We start from the raw sequence: 14,943 nt of genomic DNA, 5'->3' as shown, positions 1-14,943 counted from the left end.
GCCCAAGCTTTTTGCAAGGCATCCGAATGGACCCTTTTGAGCGCAACACTGTCTCAGTCAATGCAACCGACATGACCCAAGCTGGCCACTTGTCGAACCGCCATCCCAGGGCATCTGCACCGAATTGATTTACGGACCGGAACAAAAAAGCATTGACTGTGTCACGCGTCACCCCTAATCTGGTGCAACAGCGTTGCATTGGTTGCAACTCCAAATCACTTTGGTGGACACATGAGCAATGAAACTTCCTCCCCCGCCACCCTTGCGGGACCAGCCGGCCCGGAGTCGAATAACGGGCATGGCAGAACTTCCTCCGGGCAAACCACGTTGAGCGGCCATGCGGGCCCGGTCGGGCACGATCCCGGCGTCAGCAGGGAAACCCGACGCCGGGTAGTCGCCGCCAGTTTCATCGGCAACTTCGTGGAGTGGTTCGACTACGCCGTCTACGGCTACCTGGCCGCAACCATCGGCGCCGTCTTCTTCCCCGAATCCAACCCCCAGACGGCGCTCCTGCTGACGTTCGCCCTGTTCGCCATCTCGTTCCTGGTCCGGCCGCTCGGCGGCTTCGTCTGGGGCCACATCGGCGACAAGGTGGGACGCCGGACCGCGCTGTCGCTGTCCATCCTGATCATGTCCGGAGCAACCTTCTGCATCGCCCTCATCCCGGGGTTCAACTCCATCGGGATCTGGGCGCCGATCCTGCTGCTGGTGGTCCGCGTAGTCCAGGGCTTCTCCGCCTCCGGGGAATACGCAGGCGCCTCGGCCTTCCTGGTGGAGTACGCCCCGGCCAACAAGCGCGGCCTGTACGCGGCTGTGGTCCCGGCCAGCACCGCCGCGGGGCTGTTGCTCGGCTCCCTGCTCGCAGGGCTGCTGACCATCCTGCTCAGCACCGAGGCGATGCAGAGCTGGGGGTGGCGCCTGCCGTTCCTGCTCGCGGCCCCGATGGGCCTGATCGGACGCTACATCCGCACCAAGCTGGAAGACACCCCGGTGTTCCGCGAACTGGCAGAGGAGGACCAGGCCATCAAGGCGCCGGTATCCAGCCTCTTCCGGAACCACTGGCGGATGCTACTGAAGGCGGTGGGAGCCGTGCTGCTCAACGCCGTCGGCTTCTACGTGATCCTCAGCTACATGCCGACCTACCTGTCCTCGGAACTGGGCCTCGGCGCTGCCGAATCGTTCCTTGCGACCACCATCGCGCTGGTGACGTACATCGGGTTCATCTTCCTGACCGGGATGCTCTCGGACCGCTACGGCCGCAAAAAGGTCCTCATCGCCGCATCCCTGAGCTTCATTGTGCTGACTGTGCCGGCCTTTGCCCTGCTGGGCACCGGGAACTTCCTGGTGATCGTCCTGGTCCAGATCCTGCTGGGCGGCATGCTGACGCTCAACGACGGCACCCTGCCCAGCTTCCTGGCCGAAATGTTCCCCACCCGGGTCCGCTACAGCGGCTTCGCCGTCAGTTTCAACCTCTCCAACGCGCTCTTCGGCGGCACCGCCCCCTTCATGGCGACCCTCCTGATCGCCGCGACGGCCAATGAGCTGGCCCCGGCCTGGTACCTGGCCGGCGCCGCGGTCGTCTCCCTGGTCGCCGTCGTCCTCTCCCGCGAAACCAGCAAGGAACCACTCAGCCACGAGTAGCCCTGCCGGCCCCACATCTTCCCTCCCAAGAAACCGAACCGCAGAAAGGCACCACCACCATGACCATCACCACCTCAGGAAACGCCTCGTCCATCGCCGAACTGGAGCGCCTGAAAGTCCTGCACAACGGGCAGAAGGAAAAGCTGACGTTCTCCAACGCCGAATTTGAGCGCCGGCTCGCCGGGCTGCGCCGCATCATGGCAGAGAAGGACCTCGACGCCGTCGTCCTGACCAGCTACCACTCCATCAAGTACTACTCCGACTTCCTCTTCACCTACTTCGGCCGTTCCTACGCCATGGTGGTCACCAAGGACGACACCGTGACCGTCACGGCGAACATCGACGCCGGCATGCCGTGGCGGCGCAGCTACGGCGCCAACGTGGTCTACACCGACTGGCGCCGGGACAACTACATCTTCGCCATCCAGGAGGCCCTGCGCACCCGCGGCATCGCCCCCCGCCGGCTCGGCGTCGAAGACGACTCGCTCCCGCTGGACAACCGGAACAAGATCCAGGCGGCGTTTGCAGGGGCCACCCTGGTGGACGTGGCCCAGGCCGCCATGCGCCAGCGGATGATCAAGTCGGCCGAGGAGATCGAGGTCATCAAGCACGGAGCGCGCATCGGCGACCTTGGCGGCGAAGCCATCCGCAACGCCATCACCGCCGGTATCACCGAATACGAGGTCGCCCTGATCGGCACCGAAGCCATGGTCCACGAAATCGCCCGGACGTTCCCGGATTCGGAAATCCGCGACACTTGGGTGTGGTTCCAGTCCGGCATCAACACCGACGGCGCCCACAACTGGGCCACCACGCGCAAGATCCAGGAACACGACATCTTGTCCCTGAACTGCTTCCCCATGACCTCCGGCTACTACACCGCACTGGAACGCACCCTGTTCTACGGCGAACCGGACGCCCGCTCCCTGGAACTGTGGAACATCAACGTCGAGGTCCACAAGCGCGGCCTCGAGCTCATCAAGCCCGGAGCCGTCTGCAAGGACATCGCCGCAGAGCTGAACGAGATCTACGTGGGCCACGGCCTGCTCGCCAACCGGACCTTCGGCTACGGACACTCCTTCGGCGTCCTGAGCCACTACTACGGCCGCGAAGCCGGACTGGAACTCCGCGAGGACATCGACACCGTGCTGGAGCCGGGCATGGTGGTCTCCATGGAACCGATGATCACGGTCCTGGACGGCCAGCCCGGCGCCGGCGGCTACCGTGAGCACGACATCCTGGTGGTCGGCGACGACGGAGCCGAGAACATCACGAAGTTCCCCTTCGGCCCGGAATTCAACATCGTGGGCGCCTAAGGCGCCACGCCCACCCCTAAAGGGGCATCCCTGAAGGGCCGGTCCCCTAAAGGGGCGGTCTCCTGAAAGGACGCTCTCTGAACGGGATAGCCAGCGAAGCGGCGCCACGTCCACCGTGGCGCCGCTTTTCGGCCCCCATGCGGAATGATGGTAGACACCATGACCCCAGCAGAATCTCCCGAAACCACCGGAAACGGCGACACCAAGGGCACGTCCGTCATCGTCAACGCCATCGCCGTGCTGCGGACGTTCACACCTGATGAACCGCTGCTCGGCGTCACCGAGATCGCCAACCGGGTCGGGCTGCACAAGAGCACTGTTTCGCGGATCCTTGCCACCTTCGAGCAGGAACACCTGGTGGAACGGGACCCGGAGACCCGCCGCTTCCGGCTGGGACTGGGGCTCATCGCCGTCGCCGGACCCCTGCTGGCCGAACTGGAAGAACGGCGCGTGGCCTACCCGGTCCTGCGTGAGCTGACCGAACAGACCGGCGAAACCAGCGCCCTGATGGTGTGGAACGGCGCCGAGTCAATGTGCGTGGAGCAGATCGCCAGCCACCAGCAGATCAAGCACGCCACCCCGCTGGGCGCCCGGTACACGGACGCCATGAGCGCCTCCGTGCAGGTCTTCCTCTCCGCCGAGCCGGCCGAACGTGTCCGTACGCTCCTGCGCAGCGGAGCCATCAGCTACCCGGGCCTGGACGACGCCGGCCTGGACGGCTACCAGATCAAGCTCAAGGACGTGGCCGCCCGCGGTTGGGCGATCAACTACGGCGAATCCTCCATCGACGAAGTGGGCGTGGCGGCCCCCGTCTACGACCACCGCGGCGACGTCGTGGCCGCTGTCCTGATCTCGGCACCCCGGTTCCGCGTCTCCCGGGAACGGCTGCAGGGGCTGGGCGAAGCCTGCGCCACCGCGGCAGGGAAGATCACCACGCGGCTGGGCGGACGCGCGCCCCGCAGTACGGACTAACCCGCCACCGGCCGGCGCAATACGGACCCAGGCGCCTCAGCCGAGCCGGGCCAGCCGGGCGGCCAGGTGCAGCGCCGCGAGCCGGCCGCTGCCCCGCGGGTCGCCGCCGCACAGTTCGAAGATCCGCTGCAGCCGTTGATGCATCGACTGCCGTTCCACGTGCAGCTCCCTGGCCGCCTGGGCGGTGTTGCAGCCGGAATCCAGCCAGGTGGCCAGGGTGCCGAGCAGCCGCGAATTGCGTTGCGCATCGTAATCCAGGACCGCGCCCAGCTGCTGCCGCACGAAGTTGCGCCGCTGATCGGCGTCCAGGCTCCCCACCGCGAGGCGTTCGACGGCGAATACCTCGGAATCGATCACGGGGCAGTGCTGTTCGGACGCCCCTGCCTGCGACCGTCCCAGCGCGCCCGCCAGCTCCAAGGTGAGCCGGGTTTCCGAGAGGGACAAGGGGGCATTCTCAATCCCGTCAGCCAGCGGACCAACGGCAACGAGCGTCCCTGCCAGTGCCGGAAGCGCCCGCAGCCCGGCCAGGAGCGCGTGCCGGCTCTCCCGCGGGCTGTCGCCGGAGAGGACGGCCACCGCCAGAAGCTCCGCGTTATCGACATACGTGGCGCTCGGCTGCGCCCCCCGGGACAGCAGCTGCTCCACGGACGCCCGCAGCTGTTGGAGCATGTCGGACCGGACCACGAGCGCCACGAGAGGTGCGGCGGGCGGAATTCCCGCCGCGGAAGCCAGCTGCTGGAGCCGCCAGGCCTGGCTTCCTGAATCGACCGCGCGCAGCAGCGCCGCCCCGGCGACTTCCTTGAGGCCAGGGGACATCCGCTGCAGCAGGGCGAGGGCCAGAATGTCCACCGAGCGGTTCCCCGCCGTACGAGCGAGGTTCTCGTCCTCGCCCGCGGGAACCCGGAGCAACAGCTGCGCCGCAAGGATGCCACGGATCGGAACGTCGATGCGGATCAGGCGGGCCTGCTCCTGGGGCCAAATGGCTGAGCTGCCGGTCCCGGCGGAGTCGGCGGCCTCGCCCTGCCCCGGCGCTGCGCCGGCCAGGGTGGCACCCGTGGTGGACGTCAAGGTCACCTCGGCATTGGCAATGCCGGCCAGCACGGCGAGAATCCGGTCCAGGCTGCCGCCGTGCGCCAGCTCGACGGCCATGGCGTGGCTGGCCTCGTCCGCCCGCCGCAACTGGGACACGGAGTCACTGACCAGCATGGAGTTGATGGCCTGCATGACACCAACGAAGGGCACCACCCTGCGGAGTTCGATCAACGGCAGTCCTGCCGCTTCGGCGGCCGCCACCATGGATGACGGGAGTGACGGAAGGGCGTCTCCGGTCTCGATGGCTACCGCCGCGACACCACGCTCGGCCAGCTGGCGGACGTAATGGACCCGCCGCTCCTCAGAGGCGAGGGCCAGGGCTTCCCCGCCGGTCAGCAGCAGCTCCCCGCCGGCAAGCAGGGGAGCGATGTCGATAATTTCACTGGAGTGGATCCACCGCAGCTGGGCTTGGGCTGCGGCCCGTGCCCCGGCCCGGATGACGGGGTCGGCTGCGGCCAAGGTCGGATGGGTCAGGGCGTCTTCAAGGCGAATGGACATTACACTCCGTCGCATAGCTCTACGTTTGTTTAGACACATTGTATATAGTGTGATGTGGCCTGCGACACATATTCTTGAGGAATCCCACACACCCCTCGGAGGCTCCCAATGCGTCAAAAAACCCCAGCGGCCCCCGCCGGCACCGCGCCGGTGGCCAGCGAAGACCACGAAGCCTGGCTTCACCCCATCCCCGAATCCGAGCGGACCCGCAAAGTCTCCGGCCAGTTCTGGATCTGGGCCGGCGCCAACCTCGCCCCGATCAACTGGGTGCTCGGAGCGCTCGGCATCCAGCTCGGCCTGGGCTTCGCCGACACGGTCACCGTCCTGGTCCTCGGAAACCTGATCGGGATGCTGCTCTTCGGGTGCTTTGTCCTGCTGGGACAAAAGACAGGAGCGACCGGCATGGTGCTGGCCCGCGCCGCCTTTGGCCGCCGCGGGAACTACCTGCCGGCAGGCATCCAGGCCCTCCTGGTGATCGGCTGGTGCGCGGTCAACACCTGGATCATCCTGGATCTGGTCATGGCGCTGTTCGGAACCCTGGGATGGGTTGACCCGGAGGCCCACAACTACGTATGGAAGATCGGCATCGCCACCTTCATCATGGCGACCCAGGTGGCCATTGCCTGGTTCGGCTACAAGGCAATCGCCGCGTTCGAGAAGTGGACCGTCCCGCCCACCATCATCATCCTGACCGTGATGTCGGCCGTGGCTTGGTTCGGCATGCAGATCAACTGGACCTACGCTGGCCCCGCGGGCCACATCCTGGAAGGCTCCGAACGAATCGCCGCGATGAGTGCCGTCATGACGGCGATCGGCATCGGCTGGGGCATCACCTGGTTCACGTACGCCGCAGACTACTCCCGCTTCGTAAGCACCTCTGTCCCCAAGCGCAAGGTCTACCTGGCCTCGGTGCTGGGCCAGTTCATCCCCGTCGTCTGGCTGGGCATCCTGGGTGCCAGCCTGGCCACCAACACCGGTGAAATCGACCCCGGCAAACTCATCGTCCTGAACTTCGGTGCGCTGGCCCTTCCCGTCCTGCTGATGGTGCTGCACGGCCCCATCGCCACCAACATCCTGAACATCTACACCTTCTCCGTCGCCACCCAAGCACTGGACATCTCCATCAGCCGGCGCAAACTGAACCTGTTCGTCGGCGTCTTCTCCCTTGCCGCGGTGATCTTCTTCATCTTCCAGGAAGACTTTGCCTCCGTGCTGGACGCCTGGCTGATCGGGTTGGTCGCCTGGGTGGCCGCCTGGGGCGGGGTAATGCTGGTCCACTACTTCTGGATCGAGAAGCGCTGGCCCGGCAACCCGGCCAGGCTGTTCGACGCCGTCGGCACTAAGCGCCTGCCGGGCGTGAATCCGGCAGGCATCGCCTCGCTGATCATCGGCATCTTCGCCACCTGGCTGTTTATGTACGGGCTGGTGCCGGTCATGCAGGGACCCATCGCCGTCGCCCTGGGCGGATGGGACTTGTCCTGGCTCGCCGGGGGACTGTCCAGCGCCGCGACCTACGCGGTTCTCGGCCCGCGGTTCCACCGCAAGTTCCTTGACGCTGCCGCCCCCAGCGAACAGGCCATGGAAGCTTCCGAGCCTCACGCGACCGACCTCCCGGTTACGTCCACCACCCGCGCCGCCATTTAGCAGGAGACCGACCCGTGAACTTCCCCGCTTTCGCCGACACCGCCCACCCCATCACCTGGCCTGAGGGCCATCGAGCCGCAGCGTCCTTTACCTTCGACGTCGACGCCGAATCCTGCACCATTGCGCACGACCCGAAGAGCACCCGGCGCATGTCACTGATGACGCACCAGTCCTACGGGCCGAAGGTCGCCGTCCCGCGGATCCTGCAGATCCTCGAGCGCCAGGACATCCAGGCGACGTTCTTCGTCCCGGGTTTCACCGCCGAATGTTACCCGGACGTGGTCCGCCGGATCGCGGACGGCGGCCACGAGATTGCCCACCATGGCTACCTGCACGAACACATGCAGGGCATCGACGCCGCCACCGAAGCGCGGTACCTGGACCGCGGCCTGGACGCGCTGGCCAAGGCCGCCGGCGTCCGGCCGACGGGCTACCGCGCACCATGGTGGGAGCTCAACTGGCACTCCGCAACACTGCTTGCCGACCGCGGATTCCTCTATGACTCAAGCCTGCTCGACGGCGACGCCCCCTACCGCTTCAGCGTTGCCGAGGGGGACTCCCGCGACCTCGTGGAGATCCCTGTCGACTGGGCCCTTGACGACTGGGAACAGTACGCCTTCTACCCCGGCGTGACCGGCAGCGGGGTCATCGAAAGCCCCGCCAAGGTCCTCGAAATGTGGACGCTCGAAGCCGAGGCGCACCACGCCGCGGGGAGTTGCTTCGTCCTGACCAACCACCCCTTCATCTCCGGCCGGCCGTCCAAGGCCGTGGCCCTGGAACAACTGATGGAGCGGGTTAAATCCATGGACGGCATGTGGGTTACCACCCTGGAGAAGATCGCCCAACACACCCGCGACTCCGTCGAGGAAATCCACAGCCATGCCCGCATTGCCGTACCGGAATTCCCGGATACCGGCGCACGATTCACTCCCGCGACAGTGCGGCAGCCGCAGGGTTCCACGGGCGGCTCGAAGTAAATCAAGGCAGCCGACATCCAGGCAACCTAAATCCAAGGGGCCGGTCTCCAGGGGCCGGTCCGGCCCCGGGAAGCACGTGTCCCCGGCACGTCACCTCATCAGCAGGTGGCCGCGCCGGGGACCTGTGCATTTAACCGGTCTTGGCCATGGCGTAGGCGGCGGTGGCGTAGGCCAGGGCGCCTGACATTTCGGTGAGCAGCTCGGGGTTGGTGTTGGCGATGGTGTCGCAGGCCTCGTGGTAGCAGGGGTCCAGGTCCTTGCCGGCCGTCCCGCCGTAGGCCTGGGCCTGGGCCTGGGTTTTCCGTTCCACGTCGCCGGTGAAGAGGCCGCCGCCGGGAATGCCGGCGGAGAGGAAGGCGTCGTAGTCGGACCCGCCGTCAAAGGGCGTGGTCTCGGCCGGCAGGGCGTTTTCCCGGAAGTAGCGGAAGAAAATCTCCTCCATCGCCCCGGACCCGTCCGGGCCAGCGTGGCCGTAGTCCGAGCCGTCCCCGTCGTGGACGGAGCGCACGCCATTAGGCGAGGCCGCCATGTCCACGTTCAGGTTCGCCGCGGTCTGGCGGACTTCGGCCTGGCTCAGCTCGTCGACATAGTGCTGGGAGCCGTAGAGGCCGTCCTCCTCTCCGCCCCAGAACGCGAACCGGACCCGGTTGGCCGGGCTGATCCCGGCCTCCTTCAGCCACCGCGCGGTTTCCAGGACGGCGGCCACCCCGCTGGCATTGTCATTGATCCCCGGGCCCTCCTTCACCGAGTCCAGGTGCGCGCCGACCACTATTGTGCGCCCGGCATCGCCGCCCGTCTCGGCCAGGATGTTGAAGGACTCCACCCGCGGTTTGCCCCGGCCCTCGCCCCGGAACGAGATCGCCTGCCGCGCAGGGGCGTACCCGGCCGCGCGCAGCTGTTCCTCGACGTACCGGGCCGACTCCTCGTACCCGGACGTCCCCGACGCCCGGGTTCCGCCGTTGGCGTCGGCCACCCGCTGCAGCGCCTGCATGTGTCCCACCATGTCCCGGGACCTGAACGCCGCGAGCACCGTCCGAGCATCCACCGCGCCCACAGGATCCAGCCGCGGCACGGAAACACTGGGACTGGCGGACGCGCTGGCGCTGGCCGATGCACTGGGCCCGGCGGGCGTGGCGGTCTTGCTCGTCGGGCTGCCCGGCGGCGTGCCGGCCGCGGTCTCTGAAGTACAGGCCGACGTCGTAAGCACCATCAGGGCCAGAAGCGATTGAATCAAGGGCTTGCGTGGGGTGGACTTGCGCAGTCCGACATTGCCGCGGGTGATCTTGGGTCGAGCGGTTTTACTGAAAGTGATTTTGCTGAGTGTGATTTTGCTGGGGGTGATCTTGTTGCGGGTCATCATGCTGGGAGCCCATCACTAGTCGGTCCACGTTCGCTGGCTTTCGGCTCGATTGGCAAGACGCTCGCCACTGGCGCTCCAGTAAGTCGCGGCCACCATCGCCCGGCAAATACTCCTATCAGGTCGAACCATTGTCGGTCCTAAGGCGCCATCTCCCATAGCTTCCAAAGCTGTGAATATGCCGAGGAAACCGGTTGCCGGTCCCGCCGGTGCAAGGAAGGCGCGTACGCCGGCGGCGGAACAGGGGCGTTCGCGTGCCCGGCGAGGCATGCCCGAATGCCACCCCCGGGCCGCAGAATTCCGGGGAGGGCGTGGGCCCGAAAAACAGGTGTTTCTTAATGCAATACACCTGTTGACTAGTGAGCAACTTCACAGTTAGAGTTGCGAAACCGAAAAGCCGCCGGAAAGCGGATTCGAGAGTTCCAAGTGGAATTGATGGCGTGCGCGAACCGCCGCTGTCAGTTCTTCCCGCTTCCCCGCGCTACACGCAATCGCACGCACCGCACCACTCCCGCAATCCCGACACGCCGTCTTTCGGCGTGCCCGCGTCCATGAGAGGCACTTCCCCCATGACAGCATTCCGATCCACTCCCTTTGACCGCAGGCAGCTCCTCAAAGCGGCGGCGCTGACGCCCTTTGCGGGCCTGGCGCTCTCCGGCTGCGGGACGAAGCCCGCCGAAACTGCGGCCGCAAACAAGACGGTGACGGTCACGTCCTATGGTGGCTCCTACAACGACCAGCTGACCCAGACCATCCTGGATCCGTTCTCCAAGCAGTCGGGGATCCAGACCACGCTGCTGGCCAACACCAGCCTGGCCGCGCTCAAGGCCCAGGTTCAGTCCGGCGACGTGCAGTGGGACCTCGTGGAAATCACCGCGCCGGAGTATGAGGTGGCCGTGGCCGAGGGGCTGCTGGAGAAGTTCGACTACGACATCATCAGCGACAAGGGCCTGCCCGGCTACGCGAAGGCCGAGTACGGCATCAAGTACCTGAGCTTCCTGTTCGTCATGGCGTGGGACCAGAAAGTCATCTCGGACGCGCAGGCCCCGAAGGACTGGGCCCAGTTCTTTGACCAGGGCAAGTACAACACCAAGCGTTCGGTGTACAACCAGCTCTCCGACAGCTCCGTCCTGGAAGCCGCGCTGCTTGCCGACGGCGTCCCGTTCGACAAGATCTACCCCCTCGACGTCGACCGGGCGCTCAGGGTCCTGGGCCTGCACCCGGGAAAGGACCGGCTGCTCTACCACGCCGCCAACCAGGAGCCCATCCAGCAGCTCACCTCCGGCGAGGTCTCCCTCTCCACCAGCTTCAACAACCGGATCAACGCGGCACGCAACGACGGCGCGAAACTGAACTTCTCCGCCGAAAACGCAGTCCTGGCGGGCGACTACTTTGTGGTGCCGAAGGGGGCCAAGAACAAGGAAGCGGCCTTCAAACTGATGAACTTCATGTCCAACGACGCCGAGGCCGGCGCCGCGTTCGACAAGGTCACCAACCTGACCCTGGCCAACACCCCGGCGCTGTCCAAGCTGCCGAAGGAAATCGCCGACACCCTGCCCACCAGCCCCCGGCTCGCGGACAAGATCCTGGTCCGCGACGACAAGTGGTGGTCGCAGAACCTGAAGAAGACCGAGCAGCAGTTCAAGCTCTGGCAGGCCAGCTGAAATGACCAACGCAACCCTGGAGCGGACCCGGCCGCGCGGCCGCGGCGCGCCGCCTTCCGCCGAATCAGCACCACGACGGCGGCGCACCGGCTGGTGGCTGCTGCTGGCCCCGATCCTTGCCTTCGACGTCGTGCTGTTCCTGACGCCGCTGGGCAAGCTTGTCGGCGCTAGCTTTGCCGACAACGCCTACCAGCGGGTCCTCGAGGACCCGCTGGTGCTGCGCGCACTCGTCAACACCCTGACCATCAGCCTGGCGAGCACCATAGTGACCGTGGTGCTCGGCTACATCATCGCCATGGTCCTGTGGCGGGCCGGCAACGTCACCCGGGTGATCCTGTTCGCCGTCGTCCTCCTGCCGTTCTGGACCGGCATCCTGGTGAAGAACTTCGCCTGGGCGGTCCTGCTGCAGGACAACGGCATCGTGAACGCCTTCCTACAGGGAATCGGGCTGACGGGTGCGCCGATCCCGTTGCTGCACAACCGGTTCGCCGTGATCGTCGGCATGGTGCACTGTCTCCTGCCGTACGCGGTGTTCCCGATCTTCTCCTCGCTGGCATCCATCGATGACCGGCTGGGACTGGCGGCCCGCTCGCTTGGGGCGCGGGAAGGATCGGTCTTCCGGAGGATCACGCTGCCGCTGAGCATGCCCGGCGTTTCCGCCGCAGGGCTGCTGGTGTTCATCATCAGCACGGGCTTCTTCATCACTCCCGTGGTGATGGGCGGGCCCGGCGACATGATGATCGCCAACCAGATCGACTACTACGCCCGACAACTCACGGACTTCTCCGGGGCCGCTGCACTCGCCGTCATCCTGACTGTGATGGTCAGCATCCTCGTGGCGCTCTACCAGCGCGTCCTCAAGGCAGGAGGCCAACATGAAGACAACTAATCCGCAGCACCGGCTGCTGGTGCTGCTATCCATCCCGGCCTTCCTGTTCCTCGTCGTTCCGACGGCGATTGTGGTGCCGGTGGCATTGAACGACAGCCGCTACATCACCTTCCCGCCGGAGGGGATCTCCTTCGCCGCCGTGGCCGGGTTCTTCGCCGACCGGGCCTGGACCTCCGCCCTGACGGCAAGCCTGCAGTCGGCGGCGATCGCCGTCGTGATCGGTGTCCTGCTGGGCGCCACGGCGGCGATCGGCCTGCACGGGCGCAAGTTCACCGGCCAGCCCGCGGTAGTGGGCCTCATCCTCGCCCCTATGATCGTGCCCACCGTGGTGCTCGCGCTGGCGTTCTACCAGTTCTTCATCTCGGTCGGCATGGTGGGCAGCATTGTTCCCATCGGCCTGGCGCACGCTGTCATCGCGACCCCGTACGTGTACCTGACCACCCGCGCCAGCCTCGCAGGCCTCAACCCGGCCCTGGTCCGGTCGGCGCAGAGCCTGGGGGCCGGCCCCCTCGCTGTCCTGCGGCACGTGTACCTGCCCATCATCCTGCCCGGCCTGGTCTCGGGGGCGCTCTTCGCGTTCTCGGTCTCGATCGACGAGACAGTGATGTCCCTGTTCATGCAGTCCCCGGGGGCCACAACCTTGCCGGTGAAGATGTTCACGGATATCCAGTTCAACCTGACCCCGAAGATCGCGGTGTCCTCCGCCCTGCTGGTCAGCGTCGCCACAATCGGGCTCCTGCTACAGGTCCTGTTTGTCCTCAAGCGCCGTTCTACAACCCGGATGCTGCCGCTGGCCGTGTCCGCCCAAACGTAAGGAAAGTCGATGACCGCTTCAGTGATTTCCGCGGAGTCAATTCCCGGAACGGGGAGGGCCGCCCAGGGCGCCATTGAGCTCCGCCAGGTCAGCAAGCACTACGGCGACGTTGTTGCCGTAGACCATCTGGACCTGACCGTCCAGCCCGGCGAGTTCGTGACCCTCCTGGGGCCCAGCGGTTCCGGCAAGACGACCACCATGATGATGGTTGCAGGGTTTGAAGAACACAGCGCCGGAACCGTCCTGATTGACGGTGCGCCCGTGGACTCGCTGCCGCCACGGGACCGCAACCTCGGTGTGGTGTTCCAGAACTACGCCTTGTTCCCGCACATGAGCGCACTGGAAAACGTGGAGTTCGCGCTCCGCATGAGGAAGGTGCCGCGGGCCGAACGGCGCCAGCGCGCCTCTGATGCCCTGGACCGTGTGGGCCTGGGCAAGATGGGCGACCGGAAGCCCCGGCAGCTTTCCGGAGGGCAGCAGCAGCGGGTGGCGCTGGCCCGGGCGCTGGTCTTCAACCCGGCGGCCCTTCTGCTGGATGAGCCGATGGCGGCCCTGGACAAGCGCCTCCGCGAGCAGATGCAGGAGGAGATCAAGACCCTGCAGAAGAGCCTGGGCATCACCGTGCTGTTCGTGACCCACGACCAGGACGAGGCCATGGCCATGTCCGACCGGATCGTGGTGATGAAGGACGGCAAGATCGTCCAGTCCGGCCCGCCGGAGGAGGTGTACAACCACCCCACCACCGACTGGGTGGCCAGTTTCCTTGGCGACACGAACCTCATCCCGTGCACTGTTGTCGAGCGGAACGGCGAGGAGGCCGTGGTCGATCTCGGCGGCCTGGGCCTGGCGCGGGTCCGGGACCGCGGGGCAAGCGGCGAGAACTATGCCGTTTCCATCCGTCCCGAGCACCTGAAATTCAGGACGCGGGCCTCTGCGGGCAACGGATGCGCCGCGACCCTGGTGTCCTCGACGAACCTGGGCGCCACGGTCCGCCACCGCCTCACGGCCGGCGGCCACGAACTCCAGCTTCGTGAACTGAGCTCGGACCGATCGGACCGGTCTGCCCGGGGTGACGGGGGTGCCGGGATCCTGCCGGATGAGGAGCTGTGGGTGGGCTGGGACGCAGATAAGGCCCAGCTGCTGGTCCTGGAGTCCTGATCGCCGGGGGACATGTCCATTCCGGACGGGGGGCATGTCCGTTCGAGCCCCACCCAGCCACCGGACATGCCCTCCTCTGGTGCCCGGGGATGGACATAAACCCACTATGTCCATGCCTGGGCCACTCCGGGGGACAAGTTCCTTCCCAGACGGGGGGCATGTCCGTTCGAGCCCAGTCCTTGAAGGGGACATGTCCGGTTGAGCTTCACCAAGCCACGGGACATGCCCTCCTCTGGCGCCCGTGGATGGACATAAACCCACTATGTCCATCCCTGGGCCACACCGGGGGACAAGTTCCTTCCAGGCGGGGGACATGTCCACTCGAGCCCATCCTTGAGGGGAACATGTCCGTTCAAGCTCCACCCAGCCCGGGGGACATGTCCACTCCAGGCGCCACGCGCACCCTCGCCGCAAAGTCCGTCCTCAACAGGGCCGGCCCTACAATTGTCACAATGATGCCAGGACAAATATCCGCTGCCGACGGGAAGAACGTGCTCAGCGTCGGCGCGGGCATCATCACATCGGTCTGGCAGCCCGGCTCCTTCGTTGACGTCGACGACGCCAAAGACGCCATGCGGGCCGTGGCACAGATCAGCGGCGGAATCCCGATGCCGATGCTCTCCGAAATGACGGACGTTGAAATCAGCGCGGCCGCCAGGTACGAGTTCGCACAGACCACGGGGGTGCTGGCCATTGCAGTGCTGGGATCCAGCACCGTGGATCGCGTCGTCGCCGCGGCCATGAGCCGGCACACCCGGTATCCCCACGAATTCTTCACGTCCAGGGACGAGGCCATGGCCTGGCTGCACAACTTCATTTCCGGCCGTGGCGAACCCGGTGGCTACGGGGACGGCATTTCCGCCCTGGCGTGAGAGACCACCACCGTGAGAGACCCCTAGCCTGAATGAACACCGGCCTGAG

At 66.1% G+C, this 14,943-nt stretch carries 13 protein-coding genes; 11 read left to right on the top strand and 2 right to left on the bottom strand.

The annotated features are described in order from the left end of the window. Positions 1 to 231 precede the first annotated feature (231 nt). The 3 genes from AB4089_RS05745 (at position 232) to AB4089_RS05735 (ending at position 3,929) form a co-directional block, all read left to right on the top strand. Positions 232 to 1,641 carry an MFS transporter gene (locus AB4089_RS05745; protein WP_441408318.1) on the top strand — a complete coding sequence of 470 codons (1,410 nt, stop codon included), beginning with the start codon at positions 232 to 234 and terminating at the stop codon, positions 1,639 to 1,641. Between the two features lie 59 nt (positions 1,642 to 1,700). After that, positions 1,701 to 2,957 carry an aminopeptidase P family protein gene (locus tag AB4089_RS05740; protein ID WP_441408317.1) on the top strand — a complete coding sequence of 419 codons (1,257 nt, stop codon included), beginning with the start codon at positions 1,701 to 1,703 and terminating at the stop codon, positions 2,955 to 2,957. Positions 2,958 to 3,116: 159 nt separating this feature from the next. Further along, positions 3,117 to 3,929 (top strand): IclR family transcriptional regulator, encoded by an 813-nt coding sequence (locus AB4089_RS05735; RefSeq protein WP_441408316.1) that lies wholly within the window; start codon positions 3,117 to 3,119, stop codon positions 3,927 to 3,929. 36 nt (positions 3,930 to 3,965) lie between these two features. Here AB4089_RS05735 and AB4089_RS05730 read toward each other — a convergent pair whose 3' ends face one another. After that, positions 3,966 to 5,519, bottom strand: coding sequence for a PucR family transcriptional regulator (locus AB4089_RS05730; protein ID WP_441408315.1), 1,554 nt, complete (start codon positions 5,517 to 5,519; stop codon positions 3,966 to 3,968). A 108-nt stretch (positions 5,520 to 5,627) separates the two neighbouring features. On the opposite strand from AB4089_RS05730, the gene AB4089_RS05725 reads away from it, so the two are divergent. Then, positions 5,628 to 7,163, top strand: coding sequence for a purine-cytosine permease family protein (locus tag AB4089_RS05725; protein WP_441408314.1), 1,536 nt, complete (start codon positions 5,628 to 5,630; stop codon positions 7,161 to 7,163). Between the two features lie 14 nt (positions 7,164 to 7,177). Next, a complete protein-coding gene (locus AB4089_RS05720; RefSeq protein WP_441408313.1) occupies positions 7,178 to 8,140 on the top strand; it encodes a polysaccharide deacetylase family protein in 963 nt (320 codons plus the stop codon). A gap of 130 nt (positions 8,141 to 8,270) precedes the next feature. On the opposite strand, the gene AB4089_RS05715 is transcribed toward AB4089_RS05720, so the two are convergent. Beyond that, positions 8,271 to 9,131, bottom strand: coding sequence for a M20/M25/M40 family metallo-hydrolase (locus tag AB4089_RS05715; RefSeq protein ID WP_441408312.1), 861 nt, complete (start codon positions 9,129 to 9,131; stop codon positions 8,271 to 8,273). Positions 9,132 to 9,141: 10 nt separating this feature from the next. Between AB4089_RS05715 and AB4089_RS05710 the strand changes: the two genes are divergently transcribed. The 6 genes from AB4089_RS05710 to AB4089_RS05685 all read left to right on the top strand — a co-directional run bounded on the left by AB4089_RS05710 (position 9,142) and on the right by AB4089_RS05685 (position 14,894). Beyond that, entirely contained in the window at positions 9,142 to 9,369 is a 228-nt protein-coding gene (locus AB4089_RS05710; protein ID WP_441408311.1) for a hypothetical protein, read from the top strand. 697 nt (positions 9,370 to 10,066) lie between these two features. Next, positions 10,067 to 11,161: an extracellular solute-binding protein gene (locus AB4089_RS05705; protein WP_441408310.1), complete on the top strand. Its 1,095-nt coding sequence runs from the start codon at positions 10,067 to 10,069 to the stop codon at positions 11,159 to 11,161. Position 11,162: 1 nt separating this feature from the next. Further along, the gene (locus tag AB4089_RS05700) at positions 11,163 to 12,050 is read left to right on the top strand and encodes an ABC transporter permease (RefSeq protein ID WP_441408309.1); all 888 of its coding nucleotides are present in this window, start codon (positions 11,163 to 11,165) and stop codon (positions 12,048 to 12,050) included. Continuing rightward, entirely contained in the window at positions 12,037 to 12,864 is an 828-nt protein-coding gene (locus tag AB4089_RS05695) for an ABC transporter permease (RefSeq protein WP_441408308.1), read from the top strand. Before AB4089_RS05700 ends, AB4089_RS05695 begins: the two co-directional genes overlap by 14 nt. Positions 12,865 to 12,873: 9 nt before the next feature. Continuing rightward, positions 12,874 to 14,022, top strand: coding sequence for an ABC transporter ATP-binding protein (locus tag AB4089_RS05690; RefSeq protein ID WP_441408307.1), 1,149 nt, complete (start codon positions 12,874 to 12,876; stop codon positions 14,020 to 14,022). A 452-nt stretch (positions 14,023 to 14,474) separates the two neighbouring features. After that, positions 14,475 to 14,894 (top strand): DUF7793 family protein, encoded by a 420-nt coding sequence (locus tag AB4089_RS05685; protein WP_441408306.1) that lies wholly within the window; start codon positions 14,475 to 14,477, stop codon positions 14,892 to 14,894. Positions 14,895 to 14,943 lie beyond the last annotated feature (49 nt).

The organism is Arthrobacter sp. 2MCAF15 (assembly GCF_052115605.1).
Lineage (GTDB): Bacteria > Actinomycetota > Actinomycetes > Actinomycetales > Micrococcaceae > Arthrobacter.
The sequence above is the reverse complement of the archived record's forward strand: the minus strand, read 5'-3'. Positions and strand labels throughout refer to the sequence as shown.

Excerpts from the sequence above, each read along its gene's own strand:
- AB4089_RS05695 (WP_441408308.1), top strand. The coding sequence starts at position 12,037 with ATGAAGACAACTAATCCGCAGCACCGGCTGCTGGTGCTGCTATCCATC.
- AB4089_RS05735 (WP_441408316.1), top strand. The coding sequence starts at position 3,117 with ATGACCCCAGCAGAATCTCCCGAAACCACCGGAAACGGCGACACCAAG.
- AB4089_RS05710 (WP_441408311.1), top strand. The coding sequence starts at position 9,142 with ATGTCCCGGGACCTGAACGCCGCGAGCACCGTCCGAGCATCCACCGCG.
- AB4089_RS05690 (WP_441408307.1), top strand. The coding sequence starts at position 12,874 with ATGACCGCTTCAGTGATTTCCGCGGAGTCAATTCCCGGAACGGGGAGG.
- AB4089_RS05745 (WP_441408318.1), top strand. The coding sequence starts at position 232 with ATGAGCAATGAAACTTCCTCCCCCGCCACCCTTGCGGGACCAGCCGGC.
- AB4089_RS05700 (WP_441408309.1), top strand. The coding sequence starts at position 11,163 with ATGACCAACGCAACCCTGGAGCGGACCCGGCCGCGCGGCCGCGGCGCG.
- AB4089_RS05685 (WP_441408306.1), top strand. The coding sequence starts at position 14,475 with ATGATGCCAGGACAAATATCCGCTGCCGACGGGAAGAACGTGCTCAGC.
- AB4089_RS05715 (WP_441408312.1), bottom strand. The coding sequence starts at position 9,131 with ATGCAGGCGCTGCAGCGGGTGGCCGACGCCAACGGCGGAACCCGGGCG.
- AB4089_RS05725 (WP_441408314.1), top strand. The coding sequence starts at position 5,628 with ATGCGTCAAAAAACCCCAGCGGCCCCCGCCGGCACCGCGCCGGTGGCC.
- AB4089_RS05705 (WP_441408310.1), top strand. The coding sequence starts at position 10,067 with ATGACAGCATTCCGATCCACTCCCTTTGACCGCAGGCAGCTCCTCAAA.
- AB4089_RS05740 (WP_441408317.1), top strand. The coding sequence starts at position 1,701 with ATGACCATCACCACCTCAGGAAACGCCTCGTCCATCGCCGAACTGGAG.
- AB4089_RS05730 (WP_441408315.1), bottom strand. The coding sequence starts at position 5,519 with ATGTCCATTCGCCTTGAAGACGCCCTGACCCATCCGACCTTGGCCGCA.